General features: G+C 67.0%; 10 protein-coding genes. 4 read left to right on the forward strand and 6 right to left on the reverse strand.

Annotated elements, in window-relative coordinates:
- Positions 1-13: 13 nt before the first annotated feature.
- Positions 14-1,360, reverse strand: a complete 1,347-nt coding sequence (locus IM816_RS10205) for a DUF3999 family protein (RefSeq protein ID WP_250337994.1) — start codon at positions 1,358-1,360, stop codon at positions 14-16.
- Complete coding sequence (locus tag IM816_RS10210; RefSeq protein ID WP_250337995.1) at positions 1,350-4,085, reverse strand: DUF2339 domain-containing protein; 2,736 nt, start codon at positions 4,083-4,085, stop codon at positions 1,350-1,352. Before IM816_RS10210 ends, IM816_RS10205 begins: the two co-directional genes overlap by 11 nt.
- Before the next feature lie 115 nt (positions 4,086-4,200).
- Between IM816_RS10210 and IM816_RS10215 the strand changes: the two genes are divergently transcribed.
- Positions 4,201-7,197 (forward strand): sensor histidine kinase, encoded by a 2,997-nt coding sequence (locus IM816_RS10215; protein ID WP_250337996.1) that lies wholly within the window; start codon positions 4,201-4,203, stop codon positions 7,195-7,197.
- A gap of 393 nt (positions 7,198-7,590) precedes the next feature.
- Here the strand turns inward: IM816_RS10215 and lolA are convergent, their stop codons facing one another.
- The 4 genes from lolA to IM816_RS10235 are packed head-to-tail and all read right to left on the reverse strand — an operon-like array spanning position 7,591 to position 12,145.
- A complete protein-coding gene (gene lolA, locus IM816_RS10220; protein WP_250337997.1) occupies positions 7,591-8,238 on the reverse strand; it encodes an outer membrane lipoprotein periplasmic chaperone LolA in 648 nt (215 codons plus the stop codon).
- A 30-nt stretch (positions 8,239-8,268) separates the two neighbouring features.
- Complete coding sequence (locus IM816_RS10225; protein ID WP_250337998.1) at positions 8,269-8,697, reverse strand: hypothetical protein; 429 nt, start codon at positions 8,695-8,697, stop codon at positions 8,269-8,271.
- 6 nt (positions 8,698-8,703) lie between these two features.
- Complete coding sequence (locus IM816_RS10230) at positions 8,704-11,049, reverse strand: DNA translocase FtsK (RefSeq protein ID WP_072321183.1); 2,346 nt, start codon at positions 11,047-11,049, stop codon at positions 8,704-8,706.
- A 31-nt stretch (positions 11,050-11,080) separates the two neighbouring features.
- Positions 11,081-12,145, reverse strand: a complete 1,065-nt coding sequence (locus IM816_RS10235; RefSeq protein WP_250338000.1) for an alanine dehydrogenase — start codon at positions 12,143-12,145, stop codon at positions 11,081-11,083.
- Positions 12,146-12,368: 223 nt separating this feature from the next.
- Between IM816_RS10235 and trxB the strand changes: the two genes are divergently transcribed.
- From trxB to aat, 3 genes are read left to right on the forward strand one after another with little or no spacing between them, the layout of a single operon-like run.
- Positions 12,369-13,331: a thioredoxin-disulfide reductase gene (gene trxB, locus IM816_RS10240; RefSeq protein WP_072321185.1), complete on the forward strand. Its 963-nt coding sequence runs from the start codon at positions 12,369-12,371 to the stop codon at positions 13,329-13,331.
- A 38-nt stretch (positions 13,332-13,369) separates the two neighbouring features.
- Complete coding sequence (locus IM816_RS10245; RefSeq protein ID WP_250340738.1) at positions 13,370-14,503, forward strand: GNAT family N-acetyltransferase; 1,134 nt, start codon at positions 13,370-13,372, stop codon at positions 14,501-14,503.
- Complete coding sequence (gene aat / locus IM816_RS10250; RefSeq protein WP_250338001.1) at positions 14,500-15,210, forward strand: leucyl/phenylalanyl-tRNA--protein transferase; 711 nt, start codon at positions 14,500-14,502, stop codon at positions 15,208-15,210. The genes IM816_RS10245 and aat overlap by 4 nt, the downstream gene beginning before the upstream one ends.
- Positions 15,211-15,213: the final 3 nt, after the last annotated feature.

The following is a 15,213-nucleotide window of genomic DNA, read 5'->3' on the forward strand; positions in this document are numbered from 1 at the left end:
CGGCCTCAACGGCTCATTCGGCGCCTGGGCGTGGCTTGCGCAGCAGGCTGGCTGCCATGCCGGCCACGAGGGCGGCGCCCAGCAGCAGCACGATCCAGAGCAGCGGACGCGTCCAGTCGAACGGCGTGGTGCCCTCAACGGCCTTCCGGCCCTCCAGTTCCTTGGCCTCGCCTACCATCGCAGGCGCGGGACGCCAGGCCGGGCCGCCATCGGTGCGCAACGCGGTCATGGCGTCGGCGATGGGCCATGCCAGCCGCCGCGCCGAGCGGCTGCCGACGAGCAGGCGGTAAGGGCCCTGTCCCTCGGGCAGAAAGACAATGCGGTCCGGTCGCCAACCGACGGAAAGCTGCGGCGCTTCGCGCAGCGGCGTCGCCGAATGCAGGCGCAGCAAGTCACGTCGCGCGGCGGGCACGGACAGCGACGGCGACGCCTCGGTGTCGGCACCGGGGGTGACGACGAGCGTGCCGAGCTGCTCGCCGCTCATTTCGCCTTCGACGGCAATGGCGTCGAAACGGGCCACGCTGTCGCTCTTGCCGAGCTTCACCCGTAGCGCGCTCACCGGCAGGGCCGCGGGAAGACGATAGTCGTAATCGACGCCCTGCCCGCTCGACCGCGTATCGGTGGGCGCGACGACGAACCAGCGACGCTTCGCGACATCCTTGCTCGTCGCGTCTTCGACGTTGCCCGACAAGGTTACGGTCGTCGCGCTCGTGCCCCAGGGCGCGTCACCGCGGGACACGCGCACGCGGTAGTAGCGTGCGGGGCTACCGGCAAGCTTCACGACACGCACGTCCACCGCGTCGTCGCCCTTGCCGAGCATCACCACCGATGCATCGCGCACCAGCGGCGTCCAATCCTGCAGGTTGTGGCTCGAGTCGATGTCGATGCCGAGGCTCGCCTCGCGCGGAAACGGCGCGAATTCCAGCCGCTCGGGTGCCACGGGCTGACGCGCATCGATCAACCACTCATGCGGTGCGCCGTCGGCGGGCGCAGCCCCCGGCTCGATGATGATGTCGCCGGTGGTACTGCGCTGAATGCGCGGACCGGCGATGCCATCGGCCGTTGACGGTACCGGCAGCAACGGCGCGTCGAGCGTCACCGGATGCCATCCCGGGGGTGCGGCCACGTACGGCCCTGCGGTGACCTGCCGTCCCTGACCATCGACCACGACGACGTCCGCGAGGCCAGCATCGAGCGTGGCCCATGCGTAAGCGTCCTGCGGCAGCTCCAGCACGTAGGCCTTGGCGCCGGGCTCGATCGCGAGGGGATAAGCGACGGCGAACGACGGTGGTGCTTCCGCACGTGCCGCCGCCACAAACAGGCCAGCGGCCATGAGACAACGACGCCAGTCACGACGCATGCGGAGACTCCGAGGGATCGTTCGCAGCCACCCGTGGCGGCGCGGGAGCGAGATAACCGATGACCGTGCAGAGCAGGCCATAGGCAATGAAGGAAGCGATGCCGAACAGGTTGCCCAGGTGGCCGCGATCCACGAGCAGCAGTTTCAACAGGACCAGCGCCATGGTGGCCGCACCGGCCAGCCACAGCAGTCGCTGTCCACGCCGCGAGCCGAGCACCCACGCCACTACGCCGATCGCGCTCCACACCACGGTGAGCGACAGCTCCGCCAGGCTCGAGCGCGGCATGTAGTCGTTCCACGGCACGCCACCCAGGTGATGCACCGCACGCAGGGTCATGCTTGTGGCGATCACGAAGAACATCGCCGCAAGCACGGCTGGCCGCCATGTACGAACGCGGTCCGGCACCAGGCGATCAGACATCGCACGTGCGGCAAACGCCAACACGGCAAGCAGCAGCAGGTCCAGCGGATTGAGTACAGGCAGGAATGGCAAGGGCTTCGGATTGCCTGCAGAACTCAGTGCGTGCAGGCCCACGATGATGATCGCGAGCGTCGCGCAAGCGCCCACCGCATAGCGGATGTCCGTGGCGCGGTCGGCCAGCGACATAGCGAGCCAACGTCCGCCCCAGAGCACCAGCGCCGCCAGCACCAGCGTGGGCAACGCGCACGCCAGCATCTGCCAGCCCTGCCCCAACGACCAGGACGGATCGATCGCAAGGGCAATCGCCGTGGTGAACACCGCGAGCCAATGCAGCCACCAGAGCGTGACGGACGCGACGGCCGCAACGCGATGCGCCTGCACCGCGCGCAACGCGACGACTCCCGTCACCGCGCTGATCGCCACTGCCAGCAGCGGCCAACCCAGCAACCACTGGATGCCCGCGTTCGCCGCGGACAGCACAACGGCGATGCCGGCGAGCAACGCCAACGGCAGTCCAAACGCGAGCACCACGCCAAGATCGAGCTTGCGCACGCGGCGACATGCCAAGGCAAGCAGGCATCCGGTCACGCTCAGCAGCGCGAGCCAGGATGCGGCGGCGACGCGATCGTCGACGACGAAGGTCTCGATTTCATAGGCGAATGCCACCATCCACCAGAGCACCGCCCAGACCAGCAGACCGATGCGCGCGAGGCTCGACACACCTTGCGACGCACCGTGGCGATCGAACTGCCATACGCCCGCAACGGCACCCACGACCAAAAGCAGGCTGCCGATGAAGACCGCATTGAGGAACGGCGTGTCGTTGTAGTGCGAATGGAACACGGTGGCGAGTACCCAGGCAGCACCGGCGACCAGTTGCAGACCGACACCCGACCAGCGCGGGAGGCGACGTCCCTGGCGGAAGCCTAGCCAGATCAGCCCTGCGCCTTCGAGCGCGAAGACGCTGGCCGTCACGCTCGCGCTCAAGGCCAGCGGCACGGCGATCGTGGCGAAAGCAACCGCGAGCACCGCCCAGGTTTCGCGCAACAGCGTCATGTCGTCGCGACGACGAATGGCAAACGCGATCGCCACGTAGATCGCCGCGGCGACCAGTGCCGAGATCGCCAGCGGCATTGGCTGCCAGTCCAACAAAGCGCCTTGCAACAACAGACAGGCGATGGGGTTGCCGAACATGAGGCAGCCATCGAGGATCGCGCGCTCGCGCCGCGGCGAACGCAGCACATGCAGCCAGGGCACGGCCACATAGAGCAGGAAATGCAGGATCAGGAATGGCTCGGTACTGGCAAACAACGCCGGGTTGTAGCTGAGCACGCCCCAGGCCGTACCGACACCGAACGTGGCGATGAAGCCCAGCACGTTGAGCACGCGCCACGCGCGCTTCCAGGCGATGCCGAGAATGCCCAGGTTGAGCACGGCGTAATAGGAGAACAGCGCCACGTGATTGCCGTGACCGCTGGACGCAATGATCGGCGCCGCAAAGCCCGCCACCAGGCCGAGCACCGCAAGGGCCAGCGCGTCCTGCACCACGGCGAGGACGCCAAGCGCGCCGACGAACACGATCAACAGCGCGAAGGTCGCGCCAGCAGGCAGCACGCCATAGAGGCGATACGCGGCAAACACCGTCATCACCAGCACGCCGATCGCACCACCTTGCAGCGACAGGGCGAAGGCACGGCGCCGGTCACGCTGTCGCCAGCCGAACGCGACGCCCGCGATGGCGGCGAGCGCAACGAGGCTCAAGCGAACCGACACGGGCACGCGCAGCAGGCCGCTGTCCGAGGCGTACTTCAAAAACGCCGCGATGCCGGCAAACAGCACGAGCATGCCGACCTTGACCGGTACATTGCCCTCGGTGAACCAGCGTTTGATGGACGCGGTCAGTCGCTCGACGAGCGTGGGGCCCCCAGGCCTCGGCGGTGGCAAGGGTTCGCGCGGCGCGGACGGCAGCGGCGCCGGCTCGTGCCGCACGTCCTCCACCAGCGTTTCGCGTGGTCGCGTGGCCTGCTCGGGCACCGGCCAAGGCGTCGGCGCTTCCGGCATGGGCGGCGGCGTGGGCGGCTGCACCGTGGACACCGCAGGCGACGGTCCGACGTCGACGGCTGGCGGCGTGACTGACGCGGTTTCAAGACGCTCCAGCGCCCGGCGGGCGTCGTCGAGATCACGGCGCAGCTGCGAGGTGCGCCCCCAAAGGAAACCGATGGCGAAGCCGGCGATGCCGCCGCCAAAGCCCTCCCCCACGAAGGCGCCGATCACCGCGCCGACGATACCCCAAACCAGATACATGTCCTTCTAACCCCAATACATCCGATGTCCCGGCAGAGTCTGGCATGAAACCGTCACGTTGTTGGAGCCATGGAAGGCTCCTCGCCAATGAAAGACGAACAGGCGATCATGCCGCATGCCCTTCGCACGTCGCATCGCGTTTCTCATCATCGCGCTCGTGTCCTGCGCGTCGGCGAGCGCCACCGACCCGCAACGCACGCTTGCGCAGCTGCACCACACAGCCCTCCGCGCGGAGGACGGTGCGCCGGGTGGCGCCACGCATATGGCGCAGACGGAGGACGGCTGGCTCTGGCTGAGCACGCGCATGGGCCTCTACCGCTACGACGGTTTCGCGTTCGAGAAAATCGACCTCCTCCCTGCCGGCAGCAACCGCACCGAGGCCACCTGGGTCATCTACGCAGCCCCTGGCGGCGACCTCTGGGTCAGCCGTGCGGATGGTGGTGCCGCGCGCCTCCGGCATGGCGACATCACGTTATACGACACTGCCGAGGGGCTCCCCGACCACGTCGCGATCGATGCGTTTGGCAGCGACGGCGCGGGGCGGGTCTGGGCCTCGACGGAGACGGGGACATACCGTTTCGATGGTCGCCGTTGGACCGACGTATCGGCGATCTCCGGCATCCAGGGATATGTCGGGGAGTGGCTCGAGGACGCGCGCGGCAACCTCTGGGCAACGACCGAGAACGCCGTTTACATACTGAGGAAGAACGCGTCGCGGTTCGAGAACGTCGGGTTGGGGAGCGACGAGCCCTGGGAACTGTTGAACCATCCCGACGGCAGCGTGTGGGCGCGCACCCGCTCGGGCATCCGTCCCCTACCGCACGAATGGGGCCAGCCGTTCCCGCATACCGAACCGCGCCGGGCCAACAGCACCACCACCATCTTCGACGCGGAAGCCAACCTGTGGACGGTCGACTGTGCCACGAACCTTTGCCGCGTGGCCGAGAAGGACGTCGACGCCCACCTTACCGGCGACGTGAGCGGGCCAACCGTGCAGGCATACAGCGAAGATCTGGGCATGACCTCACAGGCGACGATGGGCGTCATGGAAGATCGCGACGGCCATGTATGGGTGAGCACCAAGGTCGGACTCGATACGTTCCGCGACAGTTGGCTGTCGCGTGTGCGGTTTCCCAAGCTCGAGGTCTACTTCGCGCTGGTCGAAGACGGACAGGGGCGCACCTGGACGGGCACGGCCGCGCACACCGGCAAGGTGGACCGGCTGTGGCGCCTTACACCCGAGCCGGTGCCGATCCCAGGATTCGCAGCCCCGGTGACCACGGCCTACCGCGATGCCGATGGCAGCGTATGGCTCGGCGGCAGGGGCACGCTCTGGCATATGCGCGACGGCGTCCCTGCGCGCGTTCCGCTACCGGAGGACGTCGAAGCGCGCGAGACCATCGTCCAGGCCATCGCTCGCGACGGCGCCGGTCGGCTCTGGACATCCCTGCGCCTGCGCGGCCTTTACGTGCAGGACGGCAAGCGCTGGCTTCCGGCCGCGACGGTCGCCGCGTTCCCCGCCGATGCACCGGCGACGATCCACGTCGACCCGGCTGGCAGGGCGTGGTTCGGGTATCTCGACGGCACCATCGCGATGCTCGACGGGCACGTACTACGCCGCTTCGGAACGGGCGACGGCCTGCGCCAGGGGCCCATTGTTTCGATCGCCACGATCGACGGAACCCTCGTCGTCGGTGCCGAGCGCGGACTTTCCCTCTTCGACGGGAAGCGCTTCCGGCAGGTGGCGGCCCAGCCTTCCGGACGCCTCGACTCGATCACGGGGATCGTGCAAGGCCGGGACGGCGGCGTCTGGGCCTACGGCATCGCTGGCGTCGTCCAATTCAGCCGGGAGGCCTGGGCGGCAGTGCTACGCGCGTCATCGGAAGCGGTCGCTACGCGCCTCCTCACCATGGAGGATGGCGCCCCCGGCCCGGCCCAACTCGTGAGGCCGCTTCCGACCGTGCTCGCCGCCAGCGACGGCCGCCTTTGGTTCGCGGGTGCACAAGGCCTGGCGTGGCTGGACCCGACGCGGCAACCGACGCCCCCTTCACCGCCCCCTGTCGTCATCCGCTCGGTGGTCGCCGGCGACAGAACCTTCCCGAGCGGTGCCTCGGTGGAACTGCGCGACAATCGCGACTTGCGTGTGGCGTATACGGCGCTCGCCCCGGGGCAGCCGCGTGGATTGATGTTCCGCTATCGGCTCGACGGCGCCGAGGTCGCCTACCAGGACGCCGGTACGCGTCGTGAGGCCATCTATACCGACCTGCCGCCTGGGCGTTATATGTTCCATACGGAAGCATCGTATGACGGCGTTCATTGGAGCCGTTCGGATCCGCTGAGCGTGACGGTGGCTCCACGTCTCTTCGAGCGGACCGCCTTTCAGGTGTTCTGCGTTCTCTTTGCCTTCGCACTGGTATGGCAGGCGCATCGCTGGCGGGTACGCCTGCTTACGCGCCGCCTCCGCTGGCGGATGGACGAACGACACCGCGAGCGCGAGCGCATTGCCCGCGACCTGCATGACACCTTGTTGCAAGGTGTGCAGGGGCTCATCCTGCGGTTCCAGGCGTTCGCCGATGCCCTGGCGAAAGACGATCGGCGCCGGGCGGCGCTGGAACGGACCATCGACCGCGCAGAAGCGCTGCTGGTCGAAGGTCGCGACCGGGTCAAGGGACTTCGCGACCATGCCGTGGAAGAAGGCTCGCTGGAACAGCAGCTCGCGGCACTCGGCGATGACATGGACCCGCCGCTGCATCTGTCGACATCCTCGCGCCGCCGACGCCCGCTGAATCCCGTCGTCGTCGATGAGGTGAATGCCATCGTGCGCGAGGCGGTGATCAACGCCACGCAACACGCCCACGCGCGATCGATTCGCGTCTCGATCGACTACGCGGTTCGTTACCTCAAGATCGACGTGCAGGACGACGGCGACGGTTTCGACACGGACGCTGCCCCGCGCGGCGACCACTTCGGCCTGGTCGGCATGCGCGAGCGCGCCGCGCGTATCGGCGGCCGTCTCGACGTCGTGTCACGTCCCGGGAAAGGCTCGGCGATACGCCTCAGGATTCCTGGCCGCATCGCCTATGCGACGAAGGCGCGAACGACCGCGGTGTGACCGTGGTCGGCATTCTGGGCAGCTCGGGATAAGTCGTCGAACGATGGGCCGGCGGGGCAGCCATGGAGGCAATAGGCACCTGCCGGTGGGAGCCAGATTGCTGGCGATGGAACCTTGCCTCGCTGCTACACCGCTTCGTCGGCTTTTCGCCAGCAGGCTGGCTCCCACCCCCGCATTTGCCTTCTCGCCGCCTGGACGCCAAGCACCTGCCGGTGGGAGCCAGATTGCTGGCGATGGAACCTTGCCTCGCTGCTACACCGCTTCGTCGGCTTTTCGCCAGCAGGCTGGCTCCCACCCCCGCATTTGCCTTCTCACCGCCTGGACGCCAGGCACCTGCCGGTGGGAGCCAGCCTGCTGGCGATAGGTGCTTGCCTCGCGGCTACACCGCTAGGGTTATTTCACCGGCTGGGTCTGGAGGACTGGCGCGTCGCCGATGACGTCTGCACCTGCGGGCGGCACGAAGTTGAACGTGTCGGCTGGCAAAGCGGCATTACGCTGCCACCCGGCGAACTGGATCGTCGTCGTGTTGCCGAGCTGGTCGCGAAAGGTCATGCGTGCCAGGCCGCTGGCGTCGAAGCCGAGGTCGGCGAACTCGAACTGCGGGTCCTTGCTCGTCGAAGTCAGGCGCAGCCACTGCAGACCGTCGCGCTCGCCTTGTTCGGTGACCTTGAAATCCTTGTCGAGCTGGGACAGATCGGTGAGCACCGTGAGCGGGCTCTGCGCTTCCTCGCTGCTCTGCTTGCGCACCGTGACCTGCTCCAGATCCGGATCGTAGAGCCACACGCGGCTGCCGTCGGCCACGATGGTCTGCTTGTATGGCGTGGTGGTTTCCCAACGGAACTGACGCGGCGCCTGCAGCGCCATGGTGCCGGAGCTGGTCTTGCCCGGATCGCCGTTGGCGTTGGACATGGTCTGACTGAAGCGCCCGCTGAGGGAATGCATGCCCTTGGCAAAGGCATCCAGGCGCTCGCGCGCCGGGCCGGCGGCAAGCGCAGGCAGGCTGAGCAGGGACAGCGTGGCGGCAAGCAGGAAGCGTTTCATGGAGGGATTCCGTAAGAGTCGGCGCGATTGTCAGCGATCGTTTTCGAACAACGACTTAAGCATGTCGATGGCTTCGGTGGGCGTGATCTCGCCCGCTTCCATCTTGTCGCTGATCTCCGCGATGGCCTTGCCGTCGCGATGCCAGAACGGTGCGTCCCGCGTGGCGGTATGCACGGCACGCGCTTCCTGGCCCAGTACGGTGACTTCAGCGATCTCCGGCTGCTCGGCGAAGATCACTTCCAGCGCGTCGTCCACGCCGGCCGTGTGGCCACTCGGGTAGTCGCGGGCCACGAAGCACGCGCGGCCGTCGTCGGCGCGCAACTCCAGGCCCGGAATCGACGGGTTGAGTTCGAAAATGCTCTCCACTTCGTCGAGCACCTCGCCCGTAGGCGCGAGGTCGCCGGTGACGAGCAGACCCCAGGGACGCTGGCGGAGCGCGCCCGGCTTCATGTCGTTCATGCGGAATCAGTCCTTCGGGGGTGGCGGCGCGAGTACTTCGCGGTTGCCGTTGTGTTGCGGTGCGCTGACGATGCCGTCCTGCTCCATCTGCTCGACGAGGCGGGCGGCACGGTTATAGCCGATGCGCAGATGACGCTGCACGCCGGAGATCGATGCGCGACGCGTTTCGGTCACCACGCGCACGGCGCGGTCGTAGAGCGCGTTGTCGCTGTCGGAATCGCCGTCGGCGTCCTGCGGCAGGCCAGCGTCGTTGATGATCTTGCCGTCCGCGGTGGATTGCACTTCTTCCAGCACGCCTTCGATGTAGTTCGGCGTGCCCTGCGCGCGCAGCCACTCCACCACGTTATGCACTTCGTGATCGTCCACGAAGGCACCATGCACGCGCTCGGGCGTAGCGGTGCCGGGCGGCAGATAGAGCATGTCGCCATGGCCCAGCAGCGCTTCCGCGCCCGACTGGTCGAGAATGGTGCGTGAGTCGATTTTCGACGACACCTGGAAGGCGATGCGCGTGGGGATGTTGGCCTTGATGAGGCCGGTGATGACGTCCACCGACGGACGCTGCGTGGCGAGGATCAAGTGCACGCCGGCCGCGCGCGCCTTCTGCGCGAGACGTGCAATGAGTTCTTCCACCTTCTTGCCGACGATCATCATCATGTCGGCGAATTCGTCGATGATGATGACGATGTGGGGCAGCGGCTGCAGCGGCTCGGCCACCATGCCGGGCATGTCCGGGTTCGCGCGGAACAGTGGATCGAGCAACGGCTGGCCGCTGTTCTCGGCGTCCTTCACCTTCTTGTTGAAACCGCCGAGGTTGCGCACGCCCACGGCGGCCATGAGCTTGTAGCGGCGCTCCATTTCGGCCACGCACCAGCGCAGCGCGTTGGCGGCTTCCTTCATGTCCGTGACCACGGGCGCCAGAAGATGCGGAATGCCCTCGTAGACCGAGAGCTCCAGCATCTTCGGATCGATCATGATCATCCGGACGTCCTTGGGGCTGGACTTGTACAGCAAGCTCAGCACCATGGCGTTCACCGCCACGGACTTGCCCGAGCCGGTGGTACCGGCCACCAGCAGGTGGGGCATCTTCGCCAGGTCGGTGACCACGGCCTTGCCGCCGATGTCCTTGCCCAGCGCCAGCGCAAGAGGCGACTTGACCTGATCGTAGCGCTCGGAGCGGAGAATCTCCGAGAGGTACACGATCTGTTTCTTGGTGTTCGGGATTTCCAGGCCGATGACGTTCTTGCCCGGGATCACGTCGACCACGCGCACGCTGACGACGGAAAGACCGCGCGCAATGTCCTTGTCCAGGCTGGACACCTGGCTGCCGCGCACGCCGGCTGCGGGTTCCAGTTCGAAGCGAGTGATGACCGGGCCGGGATACACGCCGACCACGCGCGCTTCGACGCGGAAGTCCTTGAGCTTCAGTTCTACCTGGCGCGACAGCACCTCCAAGGTTTCCTCGGAATAGCCGGGGCCTTGCGGCGGCGCTTCGTCCAGCAGCGACAGCGGCGGGATCTCGCCATCCATCGACGCGCCGGTAAACAAGGGAATCTGGTTTTCGCGGCTGGCACGCTCGCTCTTGACCACCATCGGTGTCGGGGTCTCGATACGCACCGGTTCGCGCTTGGCCTGCTTGACCGCCTCGGCCTTTTTCACCACTTCGCGCTCGGCGCGGGCGGAACGCGCTGCCATCACGTCAGGCGCGCTGCGCAGCTTGCCGCCAAACCAGCCGCCAATGCGCATGACCAGTTCGCCCGTGGCATCCATGACGCGGAACCAGGACAGGCCAGTGGCGAGGGTCACGGCGATCAGGCAGACCGCCAGCAGCAACAGAGGCGCGCCCTTGTCGCCAAAGGCATTGCGCAGGCCGCGACCGACCCACTTGCCCACGATGCCGCCCGGACCTTCCGGCAGCACCGTGGCGTCCACGTTGAGGTAGATCAACGCGGGCGCGGTAATAAAGAAGAACACGAAACCAATGAGCCGCAGCGACGGCTCCCACGGCTGCACGTTGCGCTCCCCGCGGTGGCGTATCACCTGGATACCCAACGCGAGGAGCAACAACGGGAACCCGTAACTCACCAGGCCGAAGATGTACCGGAGCAGGTTCGCGATGTTCGCGCCGACTGCGCCACCGAAATTGGTGGCGTGTTCGGCGACGCCCATGTGGCCCCAGCTCGGGTCCTGGTCGTTGTAGCTGAGCAGGCAGACGAGAAGGTAAAGGGCAAGCGGCAACAGGAGCAGTGCCCCGGCCTCGCGCAGGCGGCGCTTGAGCTCGTCGCTCAAGCCCTCCCGCTGGGCCTTGACCTGCGCCTTGGCCTGCCTTTTGACGACTTTCGCGCTACGCGCCACTAACGAACGACCTCGGTCCCGGTTTTCGGCATCATGCCATGCCCTGGAGGGCCGGATGCACGAGCTTGCCGTTCTCGATATTGATGCCCGCGGCCAGCGGCGCGTAGTCGCGCCACTCGTTACCGGCAGCCAGACGCTGCACGTACGGCAGGATGGCGGCGGAGATCGCGGTCGAGGACGTCTGCGGCACCGCGCCCGGCATATTGGTCACGCAGAAGTGCGTCACGCCGTGGACGTCGTAGGTCGGTTCCTTCCAGGTGGTCGGGCGCGAGGTCTCGAAGCAGCCGCCCTGGTCGATAGAGATGTCGACGAGCACCGAGCCCTTCTCCATCGTCTTGACCATGTCTTCGGTCACGACGCGCGGCGCCTTCGCGCTGGGGATCAGCACGGCGCCGACGACGATGTCGGCATTGCGCACTTCTTCGGCCACCGACGATTCATAGGCGTAGAGCGCGGTGACGTTCGGGCCCAGGGCCATCATTTCGGCCATGCGGTCCGGACGCTTGTCGAACACGACCACGTTGGCACCCGCCGACGCGGCGAGCGCAGCGGCGTTGCCACCGGCGGCACCGGCGCCCAGCACCACGACCTTGCCGCGCGGGGTCGAGGCCATGCCGCCCAGCAGCTTGCCCTTGCCGCCGTTGGGCTGGTGCAGGAGCGTCGTGCCGATCTGGGTGGCGATGCGGCCGGCGATGACGGACATCGGCAGCAGCAGCGGCAGCGCGCCGTTCTCGTCCACGGATTCGAAGGCGACGCCGGTCAGGCCGATGTCCAGCAGGCTCTTGGTCAGCGCCGGCTCGGCGGCCAGGTGCAGATAGCAGAACAGCAGGTGGTGCTTCTTGAGCAGCTTGAGGTCGCCCTCGATCGGTTCCTTGACCTTGACGATCAGCTCGCCCTTTTCATAGACGGCGGCGGCGTCGGGCACCACGGTGACCCCGAGCGCAGCGTAGTCGGCATCGGCGTAGCCGCTCTTGGTGCCGGCACCGGACTGGATGAATACCTCGTGGCCACGGCGCACGAGGTCGGCGGCGGCGGCCGGGATGAGGGCCACGCGGCCTTCGAGGGTCTTGGTTTCGGAAGGAATACCGATGCGCATCTTGTGGAGGATCCTGAATGAGCCGAGCAAATCGAAGAATAAAGCCGTGCCGTGGGGACGACGCGGCCGCCGTCATGAGGCGAGCATCTTGAATCGCACCTCCGTCTTCCCCATTCTTCCGGGTCGACAATGTCCTCTTCGGACCTCGACACGGCCTTAGCATCCTGCCGCAAGAGGCGAGCGGTACGACCGAAATACGCCGCAGTAAACTCAAGGATTATACATGAGCACCCCCAAGCACAGCCGCCTGCTGATCCTCGGCTCCGGCCCCGCTGGCTACACGGCCGCGGTCTATGCCGCGCGCGCCAATCTCAAGCCGACGATGATCACCGGCCTGCAACAAGGCGGCCAGCTCATGACCACCACCGAGGTCGACAACTGGCCCGGCGACGAGAAGGGTGTGCAGGGCCCGGAACTGATGCGCCGCATGGCCGAGCACGCCGAGCGCTTCGAGACCGAGATGGTCTTCGACCACATCCACAGCGTGGACCTCGGCAACCGCCCCTTCCGCCTTAAGGGCGACAGCGGCGAGTACACGGCCGACGCGCTCATCATCACGACCGGTGCCACCGCCAAGTACCTGGGCATCGCTTCGGAAGAGAAGTTCAAGGGCCGCGGCGTGTCCGCCTGCGCCACCTGCGACGGCTTCTTCTTCCGCGACCAGGACGTGGTCGTGGTGGGCGGCGGCAACACCGCCGTGGAAGAGGCGCTGTACCTGTCGAACATCTGCCGCAAGGTGTACCTGGTTCACCGCCGCGACAAGTTGCGCGCCGAGAAGATCATGCAGGACAAGGTCTTCGAGAAGGCCGCGGCCGGCAAGATCGAGTTGCTCTGGAACCACCAGATCGACGAGGTGCTGGGCGACGATTCGGGCGTCAACGGTGTGCGCGTCAAGGAGGTGAACACCGGGGCCAAGCGCGACATCGAGGTCCAGGGCTTCTTCGTCGCCATCGGCCATACCCCGGCCACGGGCATTTTCGAAGGCCAGCTCGAGATGAAGGACGGGTACATCCAGATCCAGTCGGGTCTGAACGGCATGGCGACGGCTACGTCGGTGCCGGGCGTGTTCGCGGCCGGCGACGTGGCCGACCACGTCTATCGCCAGGCCATCACCTCGGCCGGCTTCGGCTGCATGGCCGCGCTGGATGCCGAGCGCTGGCTCGACCAGCAGCACATGCTCGCCTGACGGTTCTGCCCCGCGCCCCGGCGCGGGGCATGCCTCGCATGCCCGCGATCCGCTTCCTCGACAGCCTCGACGGCATCGCTGCCGCCGACTGGGACGCCCTTGTGCCCGATGGCAACCCCTTCGTGTCGCATGCCTTCCTGCACGGCATGGAAGCCAAGGGCTGCCTGCGCGAAGACTACGGCTGGAAGCCCTACCACCTCGCCGTATTCGAGGGCGAACACCTGGTGGCCGCGGCTCCCACGTACCTCAAGGGCAACTCGCATGGCGAGTTCGTCTTCGACTGGAGCTGGGCGGCGGCTTGGGAACGCGCCGGGGGCGATTACTACCCGAAGCTGCTGGTCGCCTCGCCCTACTCGCCCGTGCCCGGGCCGCGGCTGTTGGTGCGCGACGGGCCGGACGCGGGCGCCATGCGCAATCTCCTCACGGCCACGCTGATCGACGAAGCGGACCGTCTGGGCCTATCGTCCATCCACGCCAACTTTCTCGCCGAGGCCGACCTCGATGCGTTCGACGATCGTTGGCTCGTCCGCTCCGACTATCAGTTCCACTGGCACAACCGGAACTACGCCGACTTCGATGCCTTTCTCGCGGCGCTGACCGCCAAGAAGCGCAAGAACATCCGCCAGGAACGCAACCATGCGCATGCAGCGGGGCTCACCCTCGAGATGCGCGGTGGCGACGCATTCTCCGATGCCGAGTGGCGGCAGATCCATGCGCTCTATGAGCTCACTTTCGACATGAAGGGCAACCACGCGGCGCTCACGGCGCGGTTCTTCCAGTACCTCGGCCGCACCCTCGGTTCGAACGTACAGGTGGCGCTCGCACGTGACGGTCACGACATCGTCGCGATGGCGCTGTTCCTGCGCAGCGGCGAGGCGCTGTATGGCCGCTATTGGGGCGCCAGCGTGGAAGTTTCCGGCCTGCACTTCGAGCTTTGCTACTACCGCGGCATCGACTACGCCATCCGCGAAGGTCTTGCGCGCTTCGAGCCCGGCGCGCAGGGCGAGCACAAGCTCGCGCGCGGTTTTCTGCCCACGCCGACGCACTCGCGTCACTACATCGCTCACGAAGGGTTCCGTCGCGCCGTCGCCGACGCGCTGGAGCAGGAAGCAGCGCATCGCGAGGCCTATCGCGAGGAACTCATGGCGCATACGCCGTACGCCGACCGATGATCCAGCTACCGCAACTGCACCGCACGCGGATCGGCTGGTTTCCGGACCCGGAAAACGCCCTCGCCGACCCGAACGGCCTGCTCGCCTGGGGCGGCGATCTTTCGGCCGAACGGCTGCTCGCGGCGTACAGCCAGGGCATTTTTCCCTGGTTCAACGCCGACGAGCCGATTCTCTGGTGGTCCCCCGATCCGCGCTGCGTCTTCCGCACCGATGGCGTGCACGTGAGCCGCAGTCTGCGCAAGCAACTGCGCCAGTCCAACTGGCGCGTGACGGCCGACACCTCGTTCAGCCGCGTGATGCGCGCCTGCGCCGCGCCCCGCGCCGGTCAACCGGGTACGTGGATCGGTGAAGGCATGATTGCGGCATACGAAGAACTGCACCGCCGCGGCCACGCGCACAGCGTGGAAGTGTGGGACCGCGGCTCGCTCGTGGGCGGCATCTATGGCCTGGCGGTGGGGCGATTGTTCTGCGGCGAGTCCATGTTCAGCGCGCGCACCGGCGGCTCCAAGGCGGCGCTCGGTGCGCTTTGCCAGTTGCTGCACGGGTGGGGATTTCCCCTGCTGGACGCGCAGGTGACCAATACGCATCTGCTCAGCATGGGCGCCATCGAGATACCGCGACGCGATTTCGTTGCCGAGGCGCGCCACCTGGCGACCTTGCCGGGCGTAGTCGGGTCGTGGGTGAGCTACCCGCTGTCCCTGCCCTGAGCG

This window comes from Luteibacter flocculans, assembly GCF_023612255.1.
GTDB lineage: Bacteria > Pseudomonadota > Gammaproteobacteria > Xanthomonadales > Rhodanobacteraceae > Luteibacter > Luteibacter flocculans.